Origin of the sequence: Dactylosporangium sp. CA-092794 (assembly GCF_050948465.1) — a bacterium.
GTDB lineage: Bacteria > Actinomycetota > Actinomycetes > Mycobacteriales > Micromonosporaceae > Dactylosporangium.
This window is the reverse complement of the sequence record NZ_CP192044.1, coordinates 9,712,883-9,733,290: the sequence shown is the minus strand read 5'-3', so window position 1 is coordinate 9,733,290 and position 20,408 is coordinate 9,712,883. Positions and strand designations below refer to the sequence as shown.

General features: G+C 72.8%; 16 protein-coding genes and 1 pseudogene. 6 read left to right on the top strand and 11 right to left on the bottom strand.

Annotated features, from left to right (window positions below):
* Position 1 precedes the first annotated feature (1 nt).
* Entirely contained in the window at positions 2 to 844 is an 843-nt protein-coding gene (locus ACQPXD_RS41685) for a hypothetical protein (protein WP_432828134.1), read from the top strand.
* Here ACQPXD_RS41685 and ACQPXD_RS41680 read toward each other — a convergent pair.
* Entirely contained in the window at positions 805 to 1,188 is a 384-nt protein-coding gene (locus ACQPXD_RS41680) for a MerR family transcriptional regulator (RefSeq protein ID WP_432828132.1), read from the bottom strand. The genes ACQPXD_RS41685 and ACQPXD_RS41680 overlap by 40 nt on opposite strands.
* A gap of 52 nt (positions 1,189 to 1,240) precedes the next feature.
* On the opposite strand from ACQPXD_RS41680, the gene ACQPXD_RS41675 reads away from it, so the two are divergent.
* The 4 genes and pseudogenes from ACQPXD_RS41675 to ACQPXD_RS41660 all read left to right on the top strand — a co-directional run bounded on the left by ACQPXD_RS41675 (position 1,241) and on the right by ACQPXD_RS41660 (position 6,694).
* Positions 1,241 to 2,209 carry an aldo/keto reductase gene (locus ACQPXD_RS41675; protein ID WP_432828130.1) on the top strand — a complete coding sequence of 323 codons (969 nt, stop codon included), beginning with the start codon at positions 1,241 to 1,243 and terminating at the stop codon, positions 2,207 to 2,209.
* A 217-nt stretch (positions 2,210 to 2,426) separates the two neighbouring features.
* Positions 2,427 to 3,620: pseudogene (locus ACQPXD_RS41670) on the top strand (chorismate-binding protein); the annotation flags it as partial.
* Between the two features lie 36 nt (positions 3,621 to 3,656).
* Positions 3,657 to 5,003, top strand: a complete 1,347-nt coding sequence (locus ACQPXD_RS41665; protein WP_432844148.1) for an aminodeoxychorismate/anthranilate synthase component II — start codon at positions 3,657 to 3,659, stop codon at positions 5,001 to 5,003.
* A gap of 449 nt (positions 5,004 to 5,452) precedes the next feature.
* The gene (locus ACQPXD_RS41660) at positions 5,453 to 6,694 is read left to right on the top strand and encodes an MFS transporter (RefSeq protein WP_432828128.1); all 1,242 of its coding nucleotides are present in this window, start codon (positions 5,453 to 5,455) and stop codon (positions 6,692 to 6,694) included.
* 304 nt (positions 6,695 to 6,998) lie between these two features.
* On the opposite strand, the gene ACQPXD_RS41655 is transcribed toward ACQPXD_RS41660, so the two are convergent.
* The 3 genes from ACQPXD_RS41655 to ACQPXD_RS41645 form a co-directional block, all read right to left on the bottom strand.
* The gene (locus ACQPXD_RS41655) at positions 6,999 to 8,288 is read right to left on the bottom strand and encodes a methyl-accepting chemotaxis protein (protein ID WP_432828126.1); all 1,290 of its coding nucleotides are present in this window, start codon (positions 8,286 to 8,288) and stop codon (positions 6,999 to 7,001) included.
* 906 nt (positions 8,289 to 9,194) lie between these two features.
* Positions 9,195 to 10,673: an MFS transporter gene (locus ACQPXD_RS41650; RefSeq protein WP_432828124.1), complete on the bottom strand. Its 1,479-nt coding sequence runs from the start codon at positions 10,671 to 10,673 to the stop codon at positions 9,195 to 9,197.
* 134 nt (positions 10,674 to 10,807) lie between these two features.
* The gene (locus ACQPXD_RS41645; RefSeq protein ID WP_432828122.1) at positions 10,808 to 11,380 is read right to left on the bottom strand and encodes a TetR/AcrR family transcriptional regulator; all 573 of its coding nucleotides are present in this window, start codon (positions 11,378 to 11,380) and stop codon (positions 10,808 to 10,810) included.
* 142 nt (positions 11,381 to 11,522) lie between these two features.
* Here ACQPXD_RS41645 and ACQPXD_RS41640 point away from each other — a divergent pair, with 142 nt between their 5' ends.
* Entirely contained in the window at positions 11,523 to 12,386 is an 864-nt protein-coding gene (locus ACQPXD_RS41640) for an SCO6745 family protein (RefSeq protein ID WP_432828120.1), read from the top strand.
* 1 nt (position 12,387) lies between these two features.
* Here the strand turns inward: ACQPXD_RS41640 and ACQPXD_RS41635 are convergent, their stop codons facing one another.
* From ACQPXD_RS41635 to ACQPXD_RS41605, 7 genes are all read right to left on the bottom strand, one after another.
* Positions 12,388 to 12,672 carry a GNAT family N-acetyltransferase gene (locus ACQPXD_RS41635; protein ID WP_432828118.1) on the bottom strand — a complete coding sequence of 95 codons (285 nt, stop codon included), beginning with the start codon at positions 12,670 to 12,672 and terminating at the stop codon, positions 12,388 to 12,390.
* Positions 12,673 to 13,653: a pirin family protein gene (locus ACQPXD_RS41630; protein WP_432828116.1), complete on the bottom strand. Its 981-nt coding sequence runs from the start codon at positions 13,651 to 13,653 to the stop codon at positions 12,673 to 12,675. It lies immediately after the preceding gene.
* Positions 13,654 to 14,340: 687 nt separating this feature from the next.
* A complete protein-coding gene (locus ACQPXD_RS41625; protein WP_432828114.1) occupies positions 14,341 to 15,396 on the bottom strand; it encodes a LacI family DNA-binding transcriptional regulator in 1,056 nt (351 codons plus the stop codon).
* A 35-nt stretch (positions 15,397 to 15,431) separates the two neighbouring features.
* Positions 15,432 to 15,647 (bottom strand): hypothetical protein, encoded by a 216-nt coding sequence (locus ACQPXD_RS41620; protein ID WP_432828112.1) that lies wholly within the window; start codon positions 15,645 to 15,647, stop codon positions 15,432 to 15,434.
* A gap of 81 nt (positions 15,648 to 15,728) precedes the next feature.
* Complete coding sequence (locus tag ACQPXD_RS41615; RefSeq protein ID WP_432828110.1) at positions 15,729 to 16,262, bottom strand: hypothetical protein; 534 nt, start codon at positions 16,260 to 16,262, stop codon at positions 15,729 to 15,731.
* Entirely contained in the window at positions 16,259 to 18,292 is a 2,034-nt protein-coding gene (locus ACQPXD_RS41610; RefSeq protein WP_432828108.1) for an RICIN domain-containing protein, read from the bottom strand. The genes ACQPXD_RS41615 and ACQPXD_RS41610 overlap by 4 nt, the downstream gene beginning before the upstream one ends.
* A 690-nt stretch (positions 18,293 to 18,982) precedes the next feature.
* Complete coding sequence (locus ACQPXD_RS41605) at positions 18,983 to 20,386, bottom strand: ATP-binding protein (protein ID WP_432828106.1); 1,404 nt, start codon at positions 20,384 to 20,386, stop codon at positions 18,983 to 18,985.
* Positions 20,387 to 20,408 lie beyond the last annotated feature (22 nt).

Below are 20,408 nucleotides of genomic sequence, written 5' to 3'. Positions count from 1 at the left end.
CATGAACGGCACCGGGCGCTCGCTCGGCGACTTCGTGCGGTTCGAGCGGCCGCCCCCGGCCACCCCGGCAAGTCGCCGCCTGCGCCGGCTGCTGCTGGTCACCGCCCTCGCGACCGTGGCCGTGGACGTCGTCAACCTGCACTACGCGGCCGAGGCCGGCCTGGGCCTGGCCGTGCGCACGGTGTGGGCCGTGCTGCGCGCGATCGGCTTCCTGTTCCTCATGCGCGAGGTGCGCTTCGGCCGGCTCACCGCCCGGCCGCTGGGGCTGATCCTGGCGGTGACCACCGTGTTCGCGTCCGCGCGGCTGGTCCAGCCGAAGGAGGGCGCGCTGCTGCCCCGCGGGCCGGTCGTCGTCGGGCTGCTGGTCGTCGCCGCGCTGTGCTCGGCCGTGGTGTGGCAGCTGTTCCGCTCGCCCGGCATCGAGGCGCACCTGACCCGGCGCAAGCCGCGGCGGGTGGTGCCGCCGTGGGTGCTGACCGCCCGGGTCGCCGCGCTGTCGTACTCCGCGCTCATGTTCGTGCCGTGCCTGGTGGCGCTCGGCTCGCTGTTCGACGCGCCCCGCCTGCGGCCCGAGCTTTCGGTGCCGCTGGTCATCTCCTGGTTCGCGCTCTCGCTGGCGGTGGGGCTCGCGGCCGGCATCATCAGCTTCGTGGCGCTGTTCGGGCACTCCTGGGCCCGCCTGGTGCTGGTTGCCATTTCCCTGTTGGTACTGCTGGTGCAGCCCGCCCTGTGCTACCTGCTGCTCGGCTACGACGGCCTGCTCCGCGACGGCATCCCGATGGTGCTCGCCGCGCTGCTGTGCCTCTACGGGCTGGCCAGGTCGCGGGTCGCGCCCTCGGCGTAGGTCTTGATCTTGCCCTCGATCAGCCTCAGGTCGCACTGCAGCGCCGCGATGCGCTCCAGCACCAGCTGACGGTGGTCCTCCAGCAGGACCCGCCGCTCCTCGGTGGTTTCGGGCCCGACGCGGCACAGCTCGGCGTACCGCCGCATGCCCTGGATCGGCATGCCCGTCTTGCGCAGCCGGGTGAGAATCCAGAGCATCCCCAGATCGCCCTCGGAGTAGCGGCGGTGGCCGTTGGCGCCGCGCGTGGGCGGGTCGAGCAGCCCGGCGCGTTCGTAATACCGAAGGGTGTGCGCGCTCAGCCCGGTGCGCTCGGCGACCTCGGCAATGGTGTACCCGTGCTCCATCCTGACCAGTGTATTTGACTTAGAGCGCGCTCGAAGGGGCAACGTGGGGCCTATGCGAACGAGAAACCTGGGCGCCCTGACCACGTCCGAGCTCGGCCTCGGCTGCATGGGCATGAGCGAGTTCTACGGCCCCGGCGACGACGCGGAGTCCGTGGCCACCATCCACCGGGCCCTGGACCTCGGCGTCACGCTGCTCGACACCGCCGACATGTACGGCCCGTTCACCAACGAGCGGCTCGTCGGCCGCGCCATCGCCGGCCGCCGCGACGAGGTCGTGCTCGCCACGAAGTTCGGCGTCCAGCGCATGAACGGCGCGCGGCGGATCAACGGCCACCCCGACTACGTGCGCGAGGCGCTGGACGCCTCCCTGCAGCGGCTCGGCGTGGACCACATCGACCTGTACTACCAGCACCGCGTCGACCCGACGGTCCCGATCGAGGACACCTGGGGCGCGCTCTCCGCGGCGGTCACCGCCGGCAAGGTGCGCCACCTGGGCATCTCCGAGGCCGCCCCGGCCACGGTCCGCCGCGCGCACGCCGTGCACCCGATCGCCGCGGGACAGTACGAGTACTCCCTGTGGAGCCGCGACCCCGACGCCGAGCTCCTGCCGCTGCTCCGCGAGCTGGGCATCGGTCTGGTCGCCTACAGCCCGCTCGGCCGCGGCTTCCTCAGCGGCGAGATCACCAGCCCCGACCAGTTCGCCCCCGGCGACTTCCGGGCCAGCAACCCGCGCTTCCAGGGCGAGAACTTCACCCGCAACCTCGACCTGGTCGCCGAGGTCAAGCAGCTCGCCGCGGCGAAGGGCGTGACCCCGGCCCAGTTCGCGCTGGCCTGGGTGCTCGCACAGGGCGACGACGTGGTGCCCATCCCCGGCACGAAGCGCCGCCAGTACCTGGAGCAGAACATCGCCGCCGCCGACATCGAGCTCAGCCCCGACGAGCTGGCCGCCATCGAGAAGCTCGCCATCGGCCGCGACGTGGCCGGCGCCCGCTACGCGGAGATGGGCCCCCTCAACAAATAGGAGTGGGATTCCCCGCCGACGTCCTGGCGCCGGCGGGGAATCCCACGTACGCTCTGCTGCGTGTCCGCGCGACTGAACAACATGTGGTGGCCCGCCTGACGAGGCGGCCCACTTCCGCGTGACACCCACCGCGGCCGCCCTTCGAGGCGGCCGTTCTGCTTTCCCGGGGGGTACGGCCCGAGCCTGGAACGGCGGCACCCGACCCGAAGGGAAGCCCATGCTGATCGACCCGAGGACCCCGTTCGCCCTGCTGCGACGCGAGGGCCGGGCCACCGTCGAGGTGCTCACCGGCCCGGTGTCCACCGTGGACACCCTCGCCGAGATCCCCGACGAATCGCTGGCCCTGGTCCCGTACCGCCAGATCCGCGAACGCGGCTTCGACTGCGTGGACGACGGCACCCCGCTGTCGGTGCTGCACATCGCACACCGCCACGAGGTCCCCATCGCCGATGCGCTGGCCGCCCTGCCCGACGCGGAGATCGCTCTCACGGATGCCGGCTTCGACGTCGACGACGCCAGCTATGCCTCCATCGTGGACACCGTGCTCCGCGAGGAGATCGGCCGCGGCGAGGGCTCGAACTTCGTCATCCACCGCACCTTCGAGGCCACCGTCACCGGCGACCCGCTCCAGGCGGCCCTCACCGTCTTCCGCCGCCTCCTCACCCGCGAACGCGGCGCCTACTGGACCTTCGTCATCAACACCGGCGACCGCCTCCTGGCCGGCGCCACCCCCGAACGCCACGTCAGCGTCGAGGACGGCCTGATCATGATGAACCCGATCAGCGGCACCCTGCGCGGCACTCCCACCAAGCAGCGCATCCTGGACTTTCTGGCCGACCGCAAGGAGATCGACGAACTCTCGATGGTCCTCGACGAGGAACTCAAGATGATGGCCACCGTCGCCGACCTGGGCGGCCAGGTCATCGGCCCCTACCTCAAGGAGATGACCCACCTGGTCCACACTGAGTATCTGTTGGCGGGCCGCGGCTCCCGCGACGTCCGCGAGGTCCTGCGCGAGACCATGTTCGCCCCAACGGTCGTGGGCAGCCCGATCGAGAACGCCTGCCGCGTGGTGGCCCGCCACGAACGCCGCGGCCGCGGCTACTACGGCGCCGTCCTGGCCCTGATCGGCCGCGACGAGGAGGGCCGCCAAACCCTGGACGCCCCCATCCTGATCCGCACCGCCGACATCGACCACACGGGCCGCTTGCGAGTCCCGGTCGGCGCGACGCTGGTCCGCCACTCCACCCCTTCGGGCGAGGTCCAGGAAACCCACACCAAGGCCGCCGCCGTCCTCCACGCCCTAGGCCTCACCACGTCCCCGTCCACTGTGGACACTGTTGGACCCGTTCCGCCGGCTATCCTCTTGCCCGACGCCGCCAGCGCATCAACCCCGCACCCGGCGAACGACCGCCAACCGCCGCCCGACCTCCTCGGCGCGCGGACCATGCGCCCGGTGAGCGCCGTCGCCACGCAGCCGGCGAGCGGCGCCGGTCCCCGGTCCGACCTCCTTGGCGCGCGGACCGTGCGCCCGGTCAGCGCCGTCGCACCTCACCCGCAGTCAACGGACGCAGCCGCGGCGCCGACCGCGCCATCGGCAGGCGCCATCGCCGTGCCGGCCGCGCAGCCGGTGGGCAATGCCGGGTCGCGGGCCGTTCCCTCGGCCGATGCTCTCGCTGCGCGGACCGCGCGCCCGGCGGGCGCCACCGCGCCGATCCCGCAGCCGGCAGCCGCTGTCGCGGCGTCGACCGCGCCACCGGCAGGCGCCATCGCCGCGCCGATCCCGCAGTCGACAGGCGCTGTCGCGGCGTCGGCCGCGCGGCCGGCAGGCGCCATCGCCGGGCCGATCCCGCAGTCGACGGGCGCTGTCGCGGCGTCGGCCGCGCGGCCGGCAGGCGCCATCGCCGGGCCGATCCCGCAGTCGACGGGCGCTGTCGCGGCGTCGGCCGCGCGGCCGGCAGGCGCCATCGCCGGGCCGGCTGGGGGGCTGGCGCGGGATGTTGCGGCGTCGACCGGGCAGGCGGCGCAAGCTGTTGGCGCGGCGGCCGGGCGGCCGGCGGGCGGGGCCGGGTCGCCGGACGTGCGGCTGGGCGGTGATCCCGAGGTGCAGGCCGCGCTGGTGGCGCGCAACGCGACGCTGGCGCCGTTCTGGCTGCGGCCGCGCGATGGCCTGGCCGCCGACCCGGCGCTCGTGGGCCGGCGCGCGCTCGTCATCGACGCCGAGGACACGTTCACCGGCATGCTGGTGCACCAGTTGCGGGTGCTGGGCCTGTCGACCTCGCTCGTCAGGCACGACTCCCACATCGACATCGGCAATGTCGATCTGGTGATCCCCGGGCCCGGCCCCGGCGACCCGCGCCGCCTGGACGACCCGAAGATGGCCCGCATGCGCGGCATCATCGCCGACCGCCTTGACGCCGGCGCGCCGATGCTCGCCGTCTGCCTCAGCCACCAACTGCTCGCCGGACTGCTCGGCCTCCCGCTGCGCCGCAAGGCATCGCCCTATCAGGGCATGCAACGCAACATCGACCTGTTTGGCCACCCGGCAACGGTCGGTTTCTACTCGACCTTCACCGCCACGCACGCCGCCGCCGTGCTGCACTCATCTTACGGCCCCGTCGACGTCGCCCGCGACCCCGCGAACGGCGACGTCCACGCCCTGCGCGGCAGAACCTTCGCAAGCGTGCAGTTCCACCCGGAGTCGGTGCTCAGCCAGCACGGTATCGACATTCTGCGGGACCTGCTGACCGTTCTGCTCGACGCCCCGGCGATCACCGCGCCCGCTCCCGAGTAGACACCGCCACGCACACCCGGTCGCCGCCGCCGCGCAGCCGCGCGCTTGGACCGTGCTCGCCGCGCGGTGGCCTCGGGCGCCGCGCGGTGGCCCGAGTGCGTGGTGGCCCGAGTGCGTGGTGGCCCGAGTGCGCGGTGGCCCGAGTGCGCGGTGGCCCGAGTGCGCGGTGGCGGGTGTGCGCGGCGACCTGGACACCGCGCGGTGGCCCCGAAGTCCGGCGGGTGGCAGGGTGCACACGGCAGTCCGAGTGCGCCGTGGTCTCGGCGCGGTGTGGCGCGAAGCCAACGGTGGCCCAGGCGCCGCGCGGTGGTCGGAGTGCGCGGTGGCCTGGGGCGGCTCGGGGTGTGGCGCGGGCGCGCGGTGCGGTGCACTTGCGTTCCGTGGCCGGGTCGACAATGCTCCGAAATAATTTCACTTCTCTTTACACACCTTTCTTCGAGGAGCCGGCCGTGGATCAGCGTGACCGCCGGGCCCGCGTCGCCGTCGCCGGCGCGTACTTCGTGCAGGGCTTCTGCTTCGCCGGCCTGCTGACCCAGGTCGCCACGCTGCAGCGCAAGTTCGGCTTCGACGACACCCAGCTGTCGCTGCTCCTGCTCGCCCTGCCGGTCGTCGCCGGCGTCGGCAGCGTGCTGGCCGGCCTGTTCAGCGCCCGGCTCGGCAGCTCGCCGGTGCTCCGCACGGGCGGCCCGGCCGTCGCCCTGGCGATCCTGCTGACCGGCTTCGCCGCGCACCGCTGGCAGCTGTACCTCGCCGTCACGTTCGTCGGCCTGGCCGTCGGCACCGTCGACGCGACCATGAACATGCAGGGCGTCGCGGTCGAGCGCCGCTACGGCCGGCCGGTGCTCAACTCGTTCCACGCCGTGTGGAGCGCCGGCGCGATCCTCGGTGCGCTGGCCACCTCCGGCACCGCGCACCTCGGCTGGTCGGTCGCGGCCTCGCTGGGCACGGTCGCCGGGGTGGGTGCCGTGCTGGCGGTCATCGCGGGCCCCGGCCAGCTGCGCCGCGCCGAGGAGGCCGTGGAGGCACCCGCCGCCACGGAGGCGGCGATCGAGGCCCGCATCCCCTGGCGCCCGGTCATCCTGGTCGGCGTCGCGATGATGCTGATGTTCATCGCCGACTCCGCGGTGTCGAACTGGAGCTCGGTCTTCATCGAGAAGGTCCTGCACGCCGGCACGAGCGTCGCCGCGCTGGGCCTGGCCGCCTACCAGACCACGATGCTGCTGGGCCGCACGGCCGGCGACCGCCTGGTGAGCCGCTTCAGCCCTACCGCCGCGGTGAGCATCGGCGGCGTCGTCGGCGGCCTGGGCCTGCTCCTGGTCGCCGCCTCCGGCACGCCGGCCATGAGCATCGCCGGCTTCGCCATCGTCGGCCTCGGCCTGTCGCTGGTGGTCCCGCAGTCGTTCTCCGCCGCCGGCCGCCTGGACCCGGCCGGCACGGGCATCGCGATCGCCCGCGTCAACCTGTTCAACTACGTCGGCTTCGTGGTCGGCGCCGGCCTCATCGGCGCGGTGGCGGAAACCCTGTCGCTGCGTTGGGCCTTCGTGGTACCAGCCGTTCTGGCCGCCGGCATCGTGATCCTGGCCCCGTCCTTCCGCACCCACGCCCCGACCCCGGCCCCGACCTCCACTCCGCCCGCCGAATCCCCCGCACCGGCCCCGCCCGCGCCACCCACGCCGGCCGCGTCCGCGTAGCCCACGCCGGCCGAGTCCGCGTAGAGCCCACCGGCCGAGTCCGCGTAGAGCCCGCGCCGCCCCGCCCGCGGCCCCACGCCGTCCGCGTAGCCCGGGCCGGCCCCGCCGACGCTACGCACACCCACACCACCCACGCCGGGGCCTGGGACGACGCCACCCATGCCGGGGTCTGGGCAATGCCCGCTTCGTCGGCCTCATCGGCTTCGTCCGGTTGGTCGTTTCGTGCAGGGCCAGGCGGTGCGGCGGCAGGTTGCCGGTAAAGCAACCCGAGCGCGAGCGGTACAGCCGTGCGAAGGGCGCGGCGTCAGGAGCGACGGGCGGTCGCGCTGACCTTGCCCGCGGCCGCGGCGACCGAGCCGCGGGTGGTGGCGGCCAGATCGGTCTGTTCGTTGAGGGAGGTGGCCACGCCGCGCTGGGCGCTGGCCACGGTCTCGAGCCGGTCCGCCACCCCACCCACGGCCGCGGCCGCCGCAGCGGCGCCTGCGGTCACCTGGCCGACGGTGGTCTCGATCCGGGCGGTGGCCGCGGCGGTCTGCGCGGCGAGGTCCTTCACCTCGCTCGCGACCACGCCGAAGCCCTTGCCGGCCTCGCCGGCCCGGGCGGCCTCGATGGTGGCGTTGAGGGCGAGCAGCTTGGTCTGGTCGGCGACCGCCTGGATCAGCCCGGCGACGGTGGCGATGTCGGAGATCGCGGACTCCAGTTCGCCGATGACGCCCCGTGCGTGGCCGGAGTCGTGCAGCGCGGCCTCGATGTCGCGGACGGTGCCCTGCACGGTGGTGTTCATCCCGGCCAGCGCCGACTGGAACGACTCCATCGCCGAGCCGGCTTCCGCGCCCAGGCGTACCCCGGCGTCGGCCACCTCGGCGAGCACCGTCTCCAGCCGTCGCCCCAGCTCCTCGCTGCGCGCCACCTGCTCGGCGGCGTTGCGCGCGGCGTCGCCCTCACGCCGGTTCGCGGACTCGGCGGCGGCGCGCAACTGGTCCTGGTTCTCCGCGGCCAGGCGCTGCTGCTGCGCTTCGGACTCCGCCTCGGCGGTGGCGGCGAAGCGCCAGTACGTCAGCTGCGTCAGGCACATCGCCAGCACGAACCCGGCGTGCAGCAGCACGAACAGGATGGGGTGATTGCGCGCCTGGGGGCTGGAGAACAGCATGTCCGGCATGCTCAGCGCGACCACCAGATGGTGCGCGGCGACCAGCAGCACGCCCAGGCACAGGGCGATCCAGTCCTGGTACAGGCTGACCAGCCCGATCACCACGAAGAAGTGGAAGTGCAGGTCGGTCAGCCCGTTTCCGGCGTGGACCAGCGCCATCGCGGCCAGCAGCAGCCCGACGGTGACCGCGATCGAGCCGCCGCGCCGGCTGCGGGCCATGCCGGCGGCCATGGCGCTGAGCAGTACCCCCGCGTTGAACGACCAGACCAGCCAGGCCGCCGCGTGCGCATGCTCCCCGGCCACGTCGTGCCCGTTGACCAGGCTGATCACCACCAGCACGGGCAGGTGCAGCCACAACACGACCGTCAGCGCCCGGTGCCGCGACCGGAACGCCGCATCGCTGAGCGTGACCTTCGGCATCAGCCAGGACAGCACTCCGGGCATGTTCGCAGCTCCCTACGCCCCGATTCGTACGTGACCGTCACATCGGCACCGCATCACCGTTCTGTAGCCAGACGGAACCTCGGCGCACGCCGGCGGCCAAGCGTCCAACGTGGCGCGAGGGAGCGCGAGGCACGTCGGTCCGCGCGGGAGAGCACGAGGAGCGGGCCCGGGTGACGCGGGGGCGGGACAGCTTTAGCGCAGCAGCCGATCTGCGCGGCCGGACGGACGAATGTCTCCGTGATCATGACGCCGCGGTGACCGCACACCGGGTTTGCCATGATCCCGGAGACTTGTGGTACACGGGGGTACATCAGCACTCCGCGATCATGAAAAACCGTTGGTGTCGATGCCGGTTGCGCATGATCGCGGAGACTTCCGGTCGCTGCGCCATGCTTCGCGGCGTGCAGCGCCCGAACTGTGGGACGGGATCCCCCGGGCGGGTGGAACGCGCAGGCCGGGCGTCGCGGCCGCTGGCGGCAGCGGCGCCGATTCCCAGGCGGCGCCGGCCGGTGGGGGTGCGGGCGCAGCGCGGTGGCTGCCGGCCGGCCACGTTTGGCCGCACGCGGAGCACCACGGCCGCGCCGCTGCCGGTCCGTGGCCGGCACGCCCATGGTCACCTACGTGTGCCGAGCACCGCCACCATCGAACCGGCCGCCGCCTCACAGCAACACAGCAACCAACACGATCAATCGCTGGCCACCTCAAACACCACCCCAGCGGACGTGACTCCGCCCCCGGAAGCGGCGCGGCCCGGAAGCGGCGCGGGCCGGGGGTGGCGCGGCCCGGAAGTGGCGCGGGCCGGAAGTGGCGCGGCCCGGAAGTGGCGCGGCCCGGGCGTGTGGTAGCACACACGCCCGGGCGGCTCCGGTGGATGGCTCCGCCTTGTCGGGAGGCGGTGGGAGGCGGTCAGCCGAAGTGGGCCGGGGCGGCGTCGGTCGCGGGCTGAGTGGCGCGGTCCGCGGACGAATTGCGGACCATGACGATGACCACGACGGTGGCGACGGCCAGCAGGATGGCGCTGGCCGTGAAGGCCACGTTGTAGCCGTGGATCGCGGCGTGGGCCTGCAGCAGCTGGGCCGCGCCCGGGCTTTCCGAGGCCCGGGCGGCATGGTCGGTGATGTAGCCGGCCACGGCCGTGGTGAAGATGGTGTTGAGCAATGCCGTGCCGAGGGAGCCGCCGACCTGCTGGGTCGTGTTGACCATCGCGCTGGCCACGCCCGCGTCGTGGTTGGCCACGCCGGAGAGGGCCAGGCTGCTGAGCGGGACGAAGACCAGGCCCATTCCGAAGCTCATCGCGATGAACGAGGGCAGGATGGCCGTCGCGTAGGACGAGTCGAGGTCGAGCCGGGTCAGCCAGATCATCGACGCGGTGGCGAGCACGCCGCCGACCGTCATCAGCGCCTTGGCGCCGGTGCGGGGCAGCAGCCGGGAGGCCACGACCGCGGCCGCGATGATGCCGCCGGAGAAGGGCATGTAGGCCACGCCGCTCTTCAGCGCCGACCAGCCGAGGGTCTGCTGCAGGTAGAACGTCATGAACAGGAACATGCCGAGCAGACCGGCGCCGATCATGATCGAGACAATGTACGACGCGCCGCGGTTGCGGTCGAACAGCACGCGCAGCGGCAGCAGCGGATGGCTGGTGCGCGACTCCCAGAACAGGAACGCGCCCAGCAGGACGACCGCCGAGGCCAGCCAGCCGATGGTGACCGCCGAGCTCCAGCCGTCGGTGGCCGCCTTCGTGAAGCCGTAGACCAGCGCGACCTGCCCGGCCGTGGCCAGCACCGCACCCGGGATGTCGTAGCGCGTGTCGCCGTGGGCCTTGCTCTCCCGGACCAGCGGGATCGCCGCGACGAACGCGAGGACCGCGATCGGGATGTTGACCAGCAGGCACCAGCGCCAGTCCGCATACTCGGTCAGCACACCGCCGGCGAGCAGGCCGATCGCGGCGCCGCCGCCGGAGATGCCGCCGAACACGCCGAACGCCTGCGCGCGCTCCCGGGGCTCGGTGAACGTGACCGTGATCAGCGACAGCGCGGCCGGGGCGAGCAGGGCGCCGAAGAGACCCTGCAGGCCGCGGGCGGCGAACAGGGTGCCCGCGTTGACCGCGGCGCCGCCCAGCGCCGAGGCGCCGGCGAAGCCGAGCAGGCCGATGAGGAACGTGCGCTTGCGGCCGAAGTAGTCGGCGATGCGCCCGCCGAACAGCAGCAGGCCGCCGAAGGTGAGCGTGTAGGCGGTGACGATCCACTGCCGGTCGGCGGTGGAGATGTGCAGCGCCTGCTGGGCCGAGGGCAGCGCGATGTTCACGATCGTGGCGTCGAGCACCACCATGAGCTGCGCCACCGCGATGACGGCGAGGGCGAGCCAGCGTCGTGGATCGGGCGGCACCGCAGAAGATGATTTAACCGATATGTCGGGTGCGACGACCGCGTCGTTCGCCATGAGCCAGCCTCCTGGGCAGGTGGGAGCCTCCGTCCGCAGAGACTACGGACGGGGTACGACAATTTTTGGGAAGAAGGCGCTCAGCCGTCCTGGCGCAGGATCGGCAGCAGGATCCGGTCGACCATCCGGTTGACGAACGCCTCGTCGAACGGGCCGGTCTGCCACAGCCGCCGGCTCAGCACCATGGCCTGCAACACCTCGTGCACCGGCTCGGCGCTGGACCCTTCGGGCATCTCACCGCGCTCGACCGCACGCTTGATCATCGATTCGTACAGCTGGTGCTTGGTCTCGTAGACGCAGCGGTACATGACCTCGGACAGCTCCGCGTTGTGCGCGCACGCCGTCAGCAGGCCGGTGATGATCGCCCCGTCGGCCCCGTCGGCGACCTTGCAGACGGTGGACACGTGGGCGTGGAGATCGCCGCGCAGTGAGCCGGTGTCGGGTGGTTCGGCCGGGCCGCCGAAGCGGTGCTCGATCGCGTCCATCACCAGCTCGGGCTTGCTGGGCCAGCCCCGGTAGATGGTCGCCTTGCTGGCGCGGGCCCGCGCCGCCACGGCGTCCATCGACATCCGGTCGTAGCCCACCTCGCTGAGCAGCTCGAACACCGCTTCGCAGATCGCCTCGCGGCGGTCCGGCTTCGTCGCCGTCGCCATGGTGATCTCCCCTGCGGCAGGTGTACGGAACGGTTCCGTCTCGAAACCTAGCTCGCCCCGGGAGCGGAACGAAACGGTTCCGTACACCTTTTCTGTGAGGGGGACCACACCGCGCGCCGTGCGCACGTTTTAAGGTCGCTGCATGACTGAGCTGTCGACCGAACGGCGCATGTGGTCGCTGTTCGAGCCCGTGCACGCGGTCACCTACTTCGCCCCGGCCGCCCGCCAGGCGTTCGAGGAGGCGGGTCTGCGCGGTTATTGGCGGGGGTACTTCGCCGGCCGCAGCGCCCCGCTCGGCGCCGTCAACCCCGCGCCGGTCATCGCGGCGTTCTACGGGTTCGCGCCGGCCATGGTCACCCGCGCGCTGCCGGACGTCTGGACCAGGGTCAGTCCGGAGGGGGCACTCGAGGCCCGCCGGCTGGGCGCGCACCGGGCGCTGGCCGAGGCGACCGCCGGCCTGAGCGGCGTCGACGAGGCCGCGAGCCTGCTCAAGGCCGCCGCTTTGGAGGCCGAGGGGTACGGCAGGGTGCTCGGCGCGGCCAACGCCGCCCTCCCGTGGCCGCAGGACCCGCTGGACGTGCTGTGGCAGGCCGCGACCGTCCTGCGCGAGCACCGCGGCGACGGCCACGTCGCGGCGCTGCTGGTCGAGGGACTGGACGGCTGCGAGTCGATGGTGTGGCGGATCGGGCTGGTCGGCGGCGGGCGCGAGGCCGCGCAGCCCGCGCGCGGCTGGAACGACGAGCAGTGGGAGGCCGCCCGGCTGCGGCTACACCAGCGCGGCTACCTCGACGGCGAGGGCGGGGCGACGGAGAAGGCGAACTCGGCGTACCGAACCATCGAAGAAACCACCGATCAGCTCGCCGCGGGCCCCTGGCACGCGCTCGGCCGGGCGTCGACCGAGCGCTGCGCCGCGCTGCTCGAGCCGATCGCGGCCCGCCTCGCCCGGCTGCTGCCGGAGTATCCGGTGTGGATCCGCCTGCCGATGCCGGCCGGGGGCGAATCCTGAGCTACGCCATTTCGGGGTGGCGTTTGAGGTACGCCGCGATGAATGGGCATTGCGCGACGATCTGCAGCCCGCTTTCCTTGGCCAGAGTCAGCGCGCCGCCGGCCAGCCGGCTGCCCACGCCCTTGCCCTCGAACTTCGGATCCACCTCGGTGTGCGTGAACACGATCCGCTCGGGCTCGCCGGCTTCGGCGGGGTGGAGGCGGTAATACGCCGCCCCCGCCTGCTCGCCGTCGACCCGGATCTCGAACCGCTGCTGCTCGGTGTTGTCAACGACCTGGAAGTCCACTCAGGACGCCTCTCCCCGCACGTCTGCGTGCGCCGCGGGGATGCTGCCGAGCCGGCCGGCCTGGTAGTCCTCGAACGCCTGCATGACCTCGGCCTTGGTGTTCATGACGAACGGACCATACGCCACGACGGGCTCGCGGATCGGCTGACCGCCGAGGAAGAGCACATCCATCGTGGGGTGGCGCGGGTGCTGCTTCGCGTCGGCGGTCACGGTGACGGTGTCGCCCTCGCCGAACACGGCCAGCTGGCCCAGCTCGACCGGGCGCCCCTTCGCGCCCACGGTGCCCTTGCCCGCCAAGGTGTACGCCAATGCGTTGAAGTCCTTGCGCCAGGGCAGCGTCAGCGAGGCGCCGGGGGAGATGGTGGCGTGCACGAGGGTGATCGGCGTGTAGGTGATGCCGGGCCCGGCGTGGCCGTCGAGCTCGCCGGCGATGACCCGCAGCAGCGAGCCGCCGTCCGGCGAGGTCAGCAGCGCGACCTGGCCGCCGCGGATGTCCTGGTAGCGCGGGGCGGCGAACTTGTCGGCCTTGGGCAGGTTGACCCACAGCTGGAACCCGTGGAACAGCCCGCCGCTGACCACCAGGTGCTCCGGCGGCGTCTCGATGTGCAGGATGCCGCTGCCGGCCGTCATCCACTGGGTGTCGCCGTCGGTGATGACGCCGCCCCCGCCGTTGGAGTCGTGGTGCACGAACTCGCCGTCGATGATGTAGGTGACGGTCTCGAAGCCGCGGTGCGGATGCCACGGGGTGCCCTTCGGCTCGCCCGGGGCATATTCGACCTCGCCCATCTGGTCCATGTGGATGAACGGGTCCAGCGCGCGCAGGTCGACGCCGGCGAACGCCCGGCGGACCGGGAAGCCCTCGCCCTCGTAGCCCTTCGGCGCGGTCGTCACGGACACCACCGGCCGCGGCCGGGCCGCGACGGGGTCGGGCGTGGCCACGCGCGGCAGCGCGAGAACGTTTTCGACGGTGATCGCGGGCATGTGACGCCTCCGGTGCTGCGGTTACGGCTGTTGTCCCCACCTCAAACCGTACTTGCCCACCAAGTATTCCGCAAGTCAACAATCCCGTTCAGTGACCACTCCCCACATCCAGCCGAGCAACTAATACTGGAATAACCGAAATATCCGGCGCCTTCGGCGCCGGATATTTCGGACTTATCATCATTTTCCGTGTTGTGGGGCATTCCCTTCCGCAGGGCATGGCGGAGCGAACGAATCTCTCCGTGATCATGCGACTCCCGCTGGCGCGCGGCCGGTTTTCCATGATCACGGAGACATATGGTACCTATGGGTACATAGACACTCCACGATCATGGAAAACGCGCGATACGGGTGGCGACTACGCATGATCGCGGAGAGTTTCAGTCGGGTGGCCCGACGGCGCTGCGTCGAAAGGCGGCACGGTCGGCGGACCAAGGCCGGCGCCGCGGATGGCGCGAGCCGGGGTGCCGACGGCGGTAAGCGCGGGCCGTGAGGGCGGGGTGGCACCGCTGGATCGGCGTCGTGGCCGAGGGCGCGAGTGGCGCCGGTCAGTGGCCGGGTGGGGCCGGTCAGTGGCTGGGCCGGGCGGGGCCGGGCCGGGCGGGGCGGGGCCGGGCGGGGCGGGGCCGGGCCGGGCGGGGCGGGGCCGGGCCGGGCGGGGCGGGGCCGGGCGGGGTAGTGGCGCGGTCAGGGGTGGGGTGGGGCTGTGCTGGCGCGGACGATGAGTTCGGCCGGCAGGCACAGGTGGTCCGACGGGCCCGGCGTGTCGGTGCGGGCCGCCTCGATCGCCTGGGTCAGGGACGCCGCGGCCGCGTGGCCCTTGGCGTGGATGTCCTGGCGGACCGTGGTCAGCGGTGGGCGCATCCGGGCCGCGGCCGGGCTGTCGTCGAAGCCGACCACCGACAGGTCGTCCGGGACCGCGAGGCCGAGGTCGAGCGCGGCCGCCAGTACCCCCCGGGCCAGGGCGTCCGAGAAGCACAGGATGGCCGTCGGGGGCTCGGCGGCGGTGAGCAGCAGGCGGGCCCCCTCGTAGCCGGCGTCGGGGTCGCCGTGGGGCTGGCGGGCGATCGGCGGGGTGATGCCGGCCGGGGTCAGGGCGTCGAGCCAGCCCGACAGTCGCTGGGCGCCCACGTAGCCGTCGACCACGTCCTCGGGGCTGACCAGGCCGTGGCGGCCGCGGACGCCTGAGGTCACGATGCCGATGCGGCGGTGGCCAAGGTCGACCAGGTGCTGGGCGGCGGCGCGGGCGCCGGCGCGGTCGGCGACGTTCACGGCGGGGACGCCGGTGGCGGGGATCTGGTCGATGAAGACGACGGGGATCTTGCGGCGCAGCAGCCAGTCGACGGCGGTCGACTCCGGGTCGCAGGAGTAGACCAGGGCGCCGTCCATGGCCACGTCGCGGGCCGGGACGACGCTGCCGGCCGTGGTGGTGCTCAGCAGAGTGAGGCCCAGGCCGGTCGGGGCGAGTTCGTCGGCGATCGCGCCCAGGAAGGTGGTGGCGACCTCGTCGGCGAAGGCGCCGCTGAGCGACTCGGTGAGCAGGATGCCGACGGCGCCCGTGGTGCCGCGGGCCAGGGCCCTGGCGGCCGGGTCGGGCCCGACGTAGCCGAGCTCGTCCGCGACGGCCAGGATCCGGTCGCGCAGCGTGGGCGAGAGCTGGTCGGGGCGGGAGAACGCGTTGGAGACGGTCATCCGGCTCACGCCGACCCGGTCGGCGATCGTCTGCAGAGTAACCCTCGCCACCGCGACTCCTTGATGCTCCCGATACGAGTGTGACCTTAACTCGCCGGGTGGCTCTGCGGCCCGGGGGCGACCGCCTCCGCCGCGCGGCGCAGGGTCGCGGCCAGGGCGGTGCGGGCGCGGTAGGACCGCGGCGTGCGGGTCGGCGGGTCCACCACCTCGGGAGCGTGGGGCAGTGCGCTGGCGTGCTCGAAGCCGAACTGCTCGGACATCGCGGTCTGCGACACGATCATGGCGAACGGGAACGTGCTCATGCGGATCTCCTCCAACTGTACCGGTATAGCGGGCCTATACCGGTACAGTAGACCGGCACGACTGTACCGGTCAAGTGGATATTAGCGGCGCTTGCGGAAGAAGATGCCGATGCCGATCGCGGCGGCGACGGCGAAGCCCGCGAGGTACCACACCCAGGTCAGCGACGGCGGTGGAGCGGGCGCGGGCGCCGGTGGTGCGGCGGGCGGTGGTGGCGCGCAGGTGATCTCGTCGGGGGCGGGACTGGCGCCGCCGGGCGCCACGTGCAGCAGGCCCTGGCAGCGGCCGATCGCCGGTGTGCCCATGTCGGCGACGACGGTCCAGGCGCCGGGGCTCAGCGTGCCGGTGTACGTCAACGCGTCGCCATTGCGCCTCAGCGCCACCGGGCCCACCCGCTGCCCGGTGTCCGACGTCGCCAGCATCGTCATGCCGACCGGTTCGGTGACCGGATGCCCGTCCTGCCACACCACGGTGAGCCAGACCGAGCCGCGCCCGTCGCCGTGCAGGGTCAGCACGACCGCGCCGTGCGCGCGGGCCGGCCCGGCGAAGCCGAGGACCGCGACGGCGGCCGCCGCGAGGACGGTCGCCGTCAGGCCGATCAGTCGGCGGATGGTCATGCCGGCAGCGAGATCCAGCTCTGGTACCGCGCGCCGTCGGGCTTCTGCAGGGCGAGCAGCCGGCTGCCGTAGAACTCGTTGTTGCTCACCCCGGCCACCAGCCCGCCCGGCGTGGCGAGGGCCACGCCGTAGTCGGTGCGGGCGAGCGTCCAGTGCAGGGCGGCCGCGCAGTCGGCCTGCACCAGCGTCGCGCCGGCGGTGTCGCGGTTGCCGGTCGTGGTCAGGCACTCGTTGGTCGCCTTGGAGCGCACGAGGTAACCGGTGCCGGCCTGCTCGAGCCGCCACTGCTGGTTGGCGCCGCCGTGCTGACCGTACAGCACGATCGGCGTGCCCGCTGCCCGCCGGGCGCCGAACACGTCGGCCACCGTGCCGGTCAGGCTGTTGCCCAGCACGAGCCAGCTGCCGGCGGCCGGGGCGGCCGCCGCGGGGGTGTGCACGGTGATCGTGGCGGTCCAGGGGGTCAGGGCGCTGTTCTGCGCGAGCGAAATCCCGATCTGATAGTCGGTGTCGGGGCGCATGCCGACGATCCGGACGCTGGTGGTGGCGACCCGGCCGATGGATCGGCCGTCGAGCACGACGGCGTATCGGCTGCCGGGCGCGGCCGGATCCCAGGACAGACGAACAGAGGTCGCATCGACAGCACTGGTCCGCAGCTCCTTCGGTCCGCCGGTGGACGTCTTCGTCGGGGTCGGGCCGGCGCTCGACCGCGACGCGGAGGGCTTGGGCGAGGCCGTCGTGCGCGACGGCGTCGGCGAGGGCGGCGCGCTGGTCTTCGACGGTGCGGGCTTCGACGGTGAGGCCGAGGCCGTCGGCGAGGGCGGCGGGGTGGTCGAGCCACCGCTGGCGATCAGGAACTGGTTGTTGGCGACGTTCCAGTTGGTCGCGAGGTAGCTGCCCGGGCTCGGGTTGGTGTTGTAGTAGTCGTCGTGGTTGCAGTCGAGGCGGTCCTCGTGCGACTTGTCGGCGCACTTCACGACGGTCTTGAGCCCGCCCGAGTCGTTGTAGCACATGATGTCGTACTCATCGAGGCAGTGCCCGGCCTTGCTGGAGTTCGGCGCGTTGTTGTTCACGGCGCCGAGGTTGTGGCCCAGTTCGTGCGCGGCCACGCTGGCCGCCCAGCAGCCCGAGTCGCTGCGGCCGTAGCCGGGGCCGCCGTTGCTGCGGTTGTTCGCGCCCGGCTGCGTGTCACCGGCGAAGGTGCCGATGCCGCAGTACACCTTGGATTCCCCGAAAATCATGTACTTGCGGTCGGTGCGGTTGAAGCCCAGGTTCTTCAGGCCGTTGATCGTCGCGTCGAACGTGCCCAGGCCGCCGGCCGGCAGCTCGACCTCGCGGACGTCGACCTTGCAGTCCGCGGTGGTCACGAACCGCACGTGCCGCTCGCCGCCGGTCTCCTGCGCGCTCGCGTTGTAGATCGCGTCGACCCCAGCCGACCAGGTGCGGAACGACTCGAGGTACTGGCTGAACCGGCTGGCCGTGTTCGCGTCGCGCACGTAGAGCACCTGCACGCGCTTGCCGGCGACGCCGTCGCCGTCGCAGACCACGCCGCCGGGGCCGGTCGCGGCGGCGGTACCGCCCGTCGCGTCCGGCACGACCGCGAGCCCGCCGTCAGCACCCTCGGCCGCCCCCTCGTCGGCGAGGACCGTCTGCTCCGGCGGGGCCGCGGCGGCGTCCGTGTCGGCCACGGCCGGCTGCTCGGTCACCGCGGCGACCGGCTGGACGTCGGTGTGCACGCTCAGGCCGGGCGGCGGGACGTCCGGGCCGTGGCTGCACTGGTCGCGTTCGGTGAGCACGTACCCGCCGACGCAGGGCTCCCCCCGTTTCGCGGGCGTCAGCCCTTGGTACACCAGACCCTGCTCCGGATTGTCGGCCGGCACCCGGCCGATCGCCGTCGGCCCGCGGTCGTGCTCCTGGAACAGCGACTCGACGGCGCCGGGGCCGACGAGCGCCGCGCCCGCGCCGAGCACGACGACGGCGGTGGCGGTCAGGGCACGGCGCAGCAGGCGGGACTTCACGGGTCGCGCGGGCACGCTCGACTCCTAGCGGGGGAGGGGGGACCGAAAGGAGCGCGCGGCGGGGGCCGGCACAGGGCAGAGGTACTGGACCCCGCCGCGCGCGGGACGCCGGCCTTCGAGGGTGGCAAGGCGGGTGAGAGCCGGTCGTCCACGTGGGAACGCGCTCACGGTAGCCAGGTGGCGGTGTCCGTTCCAGCCGTATGAGCGCAGTTAAGGCACAAATAATCGACTCTTGTTCCCGCGCTATGGCCAACCTTCTTACAAATAACCGGCGGCCCTTGGCACCGCGGACCCGGCAGGGAGGGCCGCCAGGCCCGACCGGTGTCTGGCGGGAGCAACGGTCTGGAAGTGACGCGGACCCGAGCCATCTGCTTTTTCAGTCACGTCTATCTGCGCTGCCCGCACGGCGCGGCGACCGGAAGTCTCCGCGATCATGCGTAACTGGCACCGACACCAACGGTTTTTCATGATCACGGAGTGCTGATGTACACCCGTGTACCGGAAGTCTCCGGGATCATGGCAAACCCGTGGTGCGGCCACCGGGGCGGCATGATCACGGAGACATTCACCCGCCGTGGCGGCCGCCTGGCATCGGCCATCATGATCAGTTGCTGGCCGCCCTACGCGTCACGCCAGCAGATAGCGATAAATCGTGATATGTCCGATAAGTCGTGGCGCGCCAGCGCCCGACTTATCGCGGGCGGGCTAGCGGCCCGGGGATCGCCAGCGGCGGGGGCGGCGCTCGTTGGGCTCGCGGGACAGGCGGCCGACCAGCCAGCGGCTCGGCGGCGGGGTCTCCTTGGGCGTCGGGTCGGCGTCGGCCATGACGACCGCCACGCTGGCGCCGCCGAGGGCGCCCCGGCCGATGTTGACCGTGCCGTTGCCGGCCACCGCGACCCGCCGCACGATGTCCAGGCCGAGGCCGGTGGAGCCCTGCTGGCTCTCGCCGCGCTGCATGGCCCGCTCCGGATCGGGGATGCCCGGCCCGCCGTCCTCGACGCGCAGGACGACGTAGCCGTCCTCCCGGCGGGTCACCGCGACCTCGAACGGCACGCCCTGGGGGGTGTACCGGATGACGTTGCCGATCAGCGCGTCCAGGGCTGCGGCCAGTTCGCTCTTGGGGACGGTGACCGGGGCCGGCTGGTCGACGCCGATCGCCTTGCACTCGCGCTCCTGGTCGCCGGCGACCGCCGACCAGAACATCATCCGGTCCCGCACGACCTCCGCCACGTCGCAGCCCTCCTCGCCGGTCGAGGCGGCCGCCCCGTCGGCCCGCTCGCCGCGGTCGGGCGTGGGGGAGTGGGCGTCGATCGGCTCGCGCATCGCCCGGATCAGCTTGTCGATCTCGACCTCGAGCGCGGCGATCGCGTCGCGGATGCGGTCGGCGTCCTGCGAGTCGTCCAGCGTCTCGGCGTCGAGGCGCAGCGCGGTCAGCGGGGTGCGCAGCCGGTGCGACAGGTCGGCGACCAGCTCGCGCTCGTTGGACAGCAGGGCCATGATCCGGTCGGCCATCACGTTGAGCGCGGAGCTCGCCTCGGCCAGCTCCAGCGGGCCTTGCGGGTCGATGCGCACGTCGAGGTACCCCTCGCTGAGCGCGCCCGCCGCCCCGGCCAGCTGCCGGGCGGAGAGGATGATCTTCGCGGCCAGCCGGTCGGCGACCCAGACCGAGGCGATGATCAGGCCGAGCGCGACCGCGGCGAGCGCCCACCAGGCGCCGGCCACCCCGCTCTCCAGCTCCGCGTCGGGGATGAATACCTCGACCACGGCGGTGTGCCCCGCGCCCAGGTCGACCGGTTCGAGGTACGACTGACCGCCCGGCACGTCCGCGATGAGCGGCGCGGCCTGGTCGGCGGCGCGCACGAGGTCGCCGCCGGTGGCGTGCCCGGAGCCGATCTCCGTGCCGTTGGCGCCGAGGTTGTGCACGGAGACGCGGGTCACCGCCGGCCCGCCGGTGCTGGCGACCGCGCGCTCGATGCTCAGCGGGTCGGTGGTCACGGTGAGGACCGCCACGACCACGGCGGTCTGGCGTTCCGCGTCGGCGAGCGCGCGCTCGCGGGCGAGCTGCTGGACGACGAGCCCGAGCGGGATCAGGAAGGCGAGGGCCACCATCGTGGTGACCGCCGCGGAGACG

What these genes read in the sequence shown, in the direction of transcription:
- ACQPXD_RS41665 (WP_432844148.1), top strand. Translation starts at nt 3,657, where the DNA reads ATGCGCCCGGTGAGCGCCGTCGCCACGCAGCCGGCGAGCGGCGCCGGT.
- ACQPXD_RS41685 (WP_432828134.1), top strand. Translation starts at nt 2, where the DNA reads ATGAACGGCACCGGGCGCTCGCTCGGCGACTTCGTGCGGTTCGAGCGG.
- ACQPXD_RS41615 (WP_432828110.1), bottom strand. Translation starts at nt 16,262, where the DNA reads ATGACCATCCGCCGACTGATCGGCCTGACGGCGACCGTCCTCGCGGCG.
- ACQPXD_RS41675 (WP_432828130.1), top strand. Translation starts at nt 1,241, where the DNA reads ATGCGAACGAGAAACCTGGGCGCCCTGACCACGTCCGAGCTCGGCCTC.
- ACQPXD_RS41680 (WP_432828132.1), bottom strand. Translation starts at nt 1,188, where the DNA reads ATGGAGCACGGGTACACCATTGCCGAGGTCGCCGAGCGCACCGGGCTG.
- ACQPXD_RS41655 (WP_432828126.1), bottom strand. Translation starts at nt 8,288, where the DNA reads ATGCCCGGAGTGCTGTCCTGGCTGATGCCGAAGGTCACGCTCAGCGAT.
- ACQPXD_RS41605 (WP_432828106.1), bottom strand. Translation starts at nt 20,386, where the DNA reads ATGGTGGCCCTCGCCTTCCTGATCCCGCTCGGGCTCGTCGTCCAGCAG.
- ACQPXD_RS41620 (WP_432828112.1), bottom strand. Translation starts at nt 15,647, where the DNA reads ATGAGCACGTTCCCGTTCGCCATGATCGTGTCGCAGACCGCGATGTCC.
- ACQPXD_RS41640 (WP_432828120.1), top strand. Translation starts at nt 11,523, where the DNA reads ATGACTGAGCTGTCGACCGAACGGCGCATGTGGTCGCTGTTCGAGCCC.
- ACQPXD_RS41630 (WP_432828116.1), bottom strand. Translation starts at nt 13,653, where the DNA reads ATGCCCGCGATCACCGTCGAAAACGTTCTCGCGCTGCCGCGCGTGGCC.
- ACQPXD_RS41645 (WP_432828122.1), bottom strand. Translation starts at nt 11,380, where the DNA reads ATGGCGACGGCGACGAAGCCGGACCGCCGCGAGGCGATCTGCGAAGCG.